Genomic DNA, 1,751 nt, shown 5'->3' on the forward strand with positions numbered 1-1,751 from the left:
ACCCGACGCCCACGTAGAAGAGGCGAATTGTCGTTGACGGTGTTGTCGTCACTGCACGCGCCTCACGGAACTTCTCGTAGCTCTTTTCGATCTGTGACCGCTTGTTGTAGATCGTCGCAACCTGCGCCGGCGTCCGGTCTTCCAGACCGTACGCCGCGTATCCTGTCGTCTTCACGCCAGATTTTCCACGGTCACCGTTCTGGTAGGTGACGTTCACCGCCATCGGAAACGTCTGTTCGTGCTCTTTTCCCTCACAAATCGTCTCCTCGGTCATGTATGACGCTGTTACGGAGAGCTTCTCTCGGATCGACGCCTTTCCGGTCCTAACCGGGAAGACTGGCGGTGCAACCGCCCGAAGGACGCCAATCAGCTCCCCGACGTAGGCGTCTCGATCCATGAGAATGCGGTCAATCTCGAATGGATACGTCTCGACGCGGGCGAGCAGGCGCTCGACCGCGTCGGACTTGCTATCTTCGCCAGCAACTGGTTCAACCGCGAGTGTCAGCGGCTTTCCTTGCGCAATAACGAACGCTGTGCAGTAGCGATGACACTGGGTAGTCCCGTCCCGAGCAGCCATCCGTCTGATCTCGCCGTCACTCCTGGGAGTTCCATGGAAGGGGTTGTCCATGAAGTCGATACAGACGGTTCTCGACCTGTAGCGGTCGAGAACCGTCATCGCCAGCGTAGCGAGAATATCGTTAACAGCGTCTAGCATCGGATCTTTCTGGAGCGTATGGAGCCAATCNGCCAGCGTAGCGAGAATATCGTTAACAGCGTCTAGCATCGGATCTTTCTGGAGCGTATGGAGCCAATCCATGACGGGCTCTCGATTGGGTGTTTCCTCTGCGTTGGTCGTGACGCCGTTGACAGAGGTTGCCCCGACAGCGGCTCGAAGAACGACTTCCATGATATCACCGGAATCGAGGGGAGAGCCCTCGATTCCTGGCATCGGGATCAACGCCAGCAACTCCAGAGAAAGAGCCTTGAGTTGCCGGTTCGAAATGAACTCGTCCGGATCTGTAAGTACCCGTTTGAGTTTTGGTAGGTTCATACGGACTGTCCGGACAGCGGATGAATCAGTGACCTGATTCACCCGCTTCCCATTCATCTATGTGTCAGACGTGACCTCATTGAGCCAGAGTGGACAACTAGCGATAGTAAATGATGCTGAGGTCACACTCCTCATACTTCCTCCCAGTTTCATCGTTCTCATCCCTCCCAGTACAACCAGCGACTGTAGCCGCGCCCACAGAAATCGAAGTAAGAAGTGTTCGCCGATTCATGAATCCGATTTCTGGTACAACTGGTAAGTGTTTTCTGGAGTTGAAGTGTTCAGTTCGCATGTGTAGTGACTGTATTGTTTCACGCTGAGTAGGATCAACAGCGAACATCCTCGTAGGATCTTTCTCAGTCGTGAAAGCAGCTGTCTTGAATACTGTCAGCGAATGGCCATTATTAATATAAAANAGGATCTTTCTCAGTCGTGAAAGCAGCTGTCTTGAATACTGTCAGCGAATGGCCATTATTAATATAAAATCACGATAATGATCACCAACGATGGATGGGGAATGGCGATAATGAGACTTCGACGCCCAACAGACTTCTTGATCCTCGAGGCACTGAACGAGACGGGACGCAACGTTGCATCGAATCTCGAGTCGCACACGGGGAAGAGTCGGCAGAACATCAATACTCGGCTACCGGTGCTTGCAGATTATGGTCTCGTACGCAAGATCGGACCCAAAGAACGG

Annotated in this window: 1 protein-coding gene and 1 pseudogene; one reads left to right on the forward strand and one right to left on the reverse strand. The window is 53.1% G+C overall.

What is annotated here, in order from left to right:
• The coding region (locus C476_RS16500) for an ISH3 family transposase (protein ID WP_008015005.1) at positions 1 to 1,051 on the reverse strand (1,051 nt) is incomplete at its 3' end.
• Between the two features lie 526 nt (positions 1,052 to 1,577).
• Here C476_RS16500 and C476_RS19550 point away from each other — a divergent pair.
• Positions 1,578 to 1,751 (forward strand): annotated as a pseudogene (locus C476_RS19550) (ArsR family transcriptional regulator); the annotation flags it as partial.

Origin of the sequence: Natrinema limicola JCM 13563 (assembly GCF_000337475.1) — an archaeon.
Taxonomy (GTDB): domain Archaea; phylum Halobacteriota; class Halobacteria; order Halobacteriales; family Natrialbaceae; genus Natrinema; species Natrinema limicola.